Origin of the sequence: Streptococcus sp. DD11, from assembly GCF_001578865.1 — a bacterium.
Taxonomy (GTDB): domain Bacteria; phylum Bacillota; class Bacilli; order Lactobacillales; family Streptococcaceae; genus Streptococcus; species Streptococcus panodentis.
On sequence record NZ_KQ969397.1, the window covers coordinates 39718 to 43385 of the forward strand.

The 3668-nt window shown below is 39.4% G+C and carries 3 protein-coding genes; all 3 read right to left on the reverse strand.

The window, feature by feature from the left end; all coding sequences use genetic code 11:
* Positions 1–314: 314 nt before the first annotated feature.
* On the reverse strand, positions 315–1562 hold the full coding sequence (locus STRDD11_RS11235; protein ID WP_128837380.1) for a hypothetical protein: 1248 nt from the start codon (positions 1560–1562) through the stop codon (positions 315–317).
* 24 nt (positions 1563–1586) lie between these two features.
* Complete coding sequence (locus STRDD11_RS11240; protein ID WP_128837381.1) at positions 1587–2507, reverse strand: hypothetical protein; 921 nt, start codon at positions 2505–2507, stop codon at positions 1587–1589.
* Between the two features lie 8 nt (positions 2508–2515).
* Positions 2516–3668 (reverse strand): toprim domain-containing protein (locus STRDD11_RS14715; protein ID WP_241209440.1); only part of this gene is annotated, 1153 nt, incomplete at its 5' end.

The following is a 3668-nucleotide window of genomic DNA, read 5'->3' on the forward strand; positions in this document are numbered from 1 at the left end:
ATGATAAATCTCCTTTTTTTATGGTATTTTTATTTTTTTAATTTGAAAATGTTTATTTCCCATGGGAAAGTTCGTTCGCCATGAAGAAACATCATATTTCCCATGGGAACGTTCGTCCGCCATTAAACAACATCAAATTTCCCGTGGAAAAGTTCGCCCGCAGCTCCTGAAAGCCAGATTTCCCCTGGGAAATCACCTGTTTCAAGGCTGAGAGAGCACATTTCCCGTGGGAAATGTGGCTATTGTTATCTTGGACAACATATTTTGAATAAAAATTTTGTCCAAAGGGGGGTAAGATAATATTAGGAATGAATTTATAGCCATCCCATTGCCTTCATGGCTTCTGTTAAAGAATTATACCCTTTTGCATCTCCGCTCGGATGTCCATGAGTTACGGATGCAATTCCATCATCTCCGTAGTATTTAAGATAGATTTTCTCCCCTCTAACAAAGGGTCTAAAGTACTTGTTTTTCTTTGTTGATTCAGTATATTTACTGCCTTTCAGAAATCTTTCCAGTGTGCCTATCTCTTCTTTTGTAAAAAGAATAATTCCCTGCTCTTCTTCAGCGGTAAAAGTTTTACTGTATTCTTCTTTATCAATAATAGAGCTAAAATTGATTTCTGAAATAGGTTCATTTCCTATTTCATTTTTAGCTTGGTTAGAGGTTTTATAAATACCAAGCATCTTTTCTTGAAGCACTAAAGCGAAATGATGCTTTTTATCAAGTGGTTCGGTTGAATCATTACTATCCTTAAAGCATTTTCGATATTTTTCATCATAGCCATTTTTATAAAACTCTCGATAGCTATTATATCCTTCATAGCCATCCATAACAGATAAATCAAAGTCAAAATCAATATTTGGAACTAAAACATGCTTTTCTATAAACAAATTGTTTTCATTAGGTTTTAAAGTTGTGTAATAAATTTCAGTTCCAATAGGATATCGATCTTTTTTTCCATCCGTTTTTTTATAAATTGCTTTGACCTCGTAAAATATCTCTCCTTTGCCACCTGATAAAAACTTATAAACTTCATCTTCAAAATAAGCCTGACTATCTCTTGGTGAACCTCCGGTCTGATGGTTTGCACTCGCAAATTGAGTAATCAAATTTTTAACTTTGTCGTTGATAACTTCATCGTTCCAAACTCCGTTTTCTTTGAAATCAGGAGTTAAGCAAGAATATCCATCAATGAATTTATGAAATGCAAGTCCAAGAATATGACCACTGTCAAAATGTTGATATCCAATTTCTTTTGGGTGATTCTCTGGATTTATATGTTTATTGGAAACTTCCTTCCCTGTTTTCCTGGATGCTTTCAAGACACATGACCAGCCTCTTCTAAAATAATTAGAATTATTAGATACATTTCTTGAATGATCAGGTTCTATTTTAAAGTAACACCCTGCTTCATCAAATTCTAATTTAACAGAATGAACTTCCTTATCAACAGAAGCGAGCTTGGACATTCTTTTACTTCTCCCACTATTTTCTAGCAGAAAAACCAATTCATCCTTGTCTTTCAATCCAAGTCTAGTCAATACATCGGATTCTTTCATAACAGTCTCCTTTTTCATATAAACTCATTTTGCTTTTAAAGCCTCTAATTGAGACAAAATCCTAGCTTCATCCAGACTTAGAATAACGAATAAAGTTGAAGTATAAATATCATCATACCATCGTTCCAACTCTTCATCAGACATATTCTGGTGATACTGTTTCAGATTATTATGTCTCAACCCTAGATTGTTATACATTTCAAAAAGTTTTTCAAAAGCAATAATCTTGTTGTTATTAACTTTGAATACCTCTTTTAATTCCTCAGAATTATTAAGTTCTTTTCTCAATGGTTCGAGATAGTTTGCCAAAGAAATAAGTATCTCTTTCTTACGCTGAATATCTCCTTTATTTGAAAAATGATTATATTCTAAAACCCTTATCGCATCTTCAATACTGGTTTCAGATAAAATCTGAGAAACTTCTGAGGCATAAACATTCTTTTCAACGATGATTTTGTCACCATTTTCCAAGGTAATCAATTCATGGTTCAAAATGTTTAAAAAATAATTCGCTCTATTCTCTATTTTGGCAAATTGATCAAATAATTTTTCGTAATAAAATGTGTTACCATAAATATCAATCAACAAACCTTGATCAAAAGGAAAATCAATATGTCTATCTGAAGTGAGAAAACTAAATAAATCAATAAGAAATTCTAAAAATATGAATAATTTATCAAGTTCGTTGTCCGCCTTTTCAAAAATAAAATTTTCAACCTCGTCATACGAGACAAATTGATGCTTTTTGTTTATTGGATAATTATTAAAAGTCTCATTAAAAATACGTTCAATAGAGTAGGATATTTTCTCTGATCTACCTGAAACTCTATGACGTTTAAAGTGATAATCATAAGTTTCAGAAAGCAATTCAGAAATAATTTCAATCTCTCTGGTAGGATCAAAATTCATATTCTGGATTAAATCAAAATAATTTTGTCTAGCCATATTTTCTCCTAAAACACCATCTCCCCACTCTCCTCAAGTGTAAACTTGACATTATCCTCAATCCACTTGCGGCGTGGTTCGACCTTGTCGCCCATGAGGACGGAGACGCGGCGTTCGGCCCGGGCCAGGTCTTCGATGGTGACGCGGATCAGGGTGCGGGTGTCGGGATTCATGGTGGTCTCCCAGAGCTGGTCGGCGTTCATTTCACCAAGGCCCTTGTAGCGCTGAAGCATGGCTCCCTTGCCAAACTTGCGGCGCAGGTCGTCCAACTCACCGTCGGTCCAGGCATACTCGACAACTTCGCTCTTGCCCTTGCCCTTGGACATCTTGTAGAGAGGCGGCAGGGCGATATAAACGCGGCCGGCCTCGACCAGCGGGCGCATATAGCGGTAGAAAAAGGTCAGAAGCAGAGTCTGGATATGGGCACCGTCTGTATCGGCATCAGTCATGATGATAATCTTGTCGTAGTTGGCATCTTCCAGCGAGAAATCTGAGCCAACTCCTGCTCCGATGGTGTAGATCATGGTGTTGATTTCTTCGTTCTTGAGGATGTCTGCCATCTTGGCCTTGGCGGTGTTGATGACCTTACCTCGCAGGGGCAGGATGGCCTGGAACTTGCGGTCGCGGCCCTGCTTGGCGGAGCCGCCAGCAGAGTCCCCCTCGACCAGATAGAGCTCGTTCTTGGCTGGGTTCTTGGACTGGGCCGGAGTCAACTTACCAGAGAGTAAGCCCTTGTCTTTTTTATTCTTCTTGCCATTCCGACTTTCGTCACGCGCCTTGCGGGCCGCTTCTCTGGCATCTCTGGCCTTGATAGCCTTGCGGATGAGGTTGGAAGCCAGCTCGCCATTTTCCAGTAGGAAGAAGGTCAGCTTGTCAGAGACGATAGAGTCCACGGCAGGACGGGCCAGCGGACTGCCCAGCTTGTCCTTGGTCTGGCCTTCAAACTGCAGGTGCTCCTCAGGGATCAGGATAGAGAGGACCGCTGCTAAGCCTTCGCGGTAGTCCGAGCCTTCCAGATTTTTGTCCTTTTCCTTGAGCAGACCGGTCTTTCTGGCATAGTCATTCATGGCCTTGGTGATAGCGGTCTTGAGTCCGGTCTCGTGGGTACCGCCGTCCTTGGTGCGGACGTTATTGACAAAGGATAAGATATTGTCCGAATAG

What these genes read in the sequence shown, in the direction of transcription:
- STRDD11_RS11235 (WP_128837380.1), bottom strand. Translation starts at nt 1,562, where the DNA reads ATGAAAGAATCCGATGTATTGACTAGACTTGGATTGAAAGACAAGGAT.
- STRDD11_RS11240 (WP_128837381.1), bottom strand. Translation starts at nt 2,507, where the DNA reads ATGGCTAGACAAAATTATTTTGATTTAATCCAGAATATGAATTTTGAT.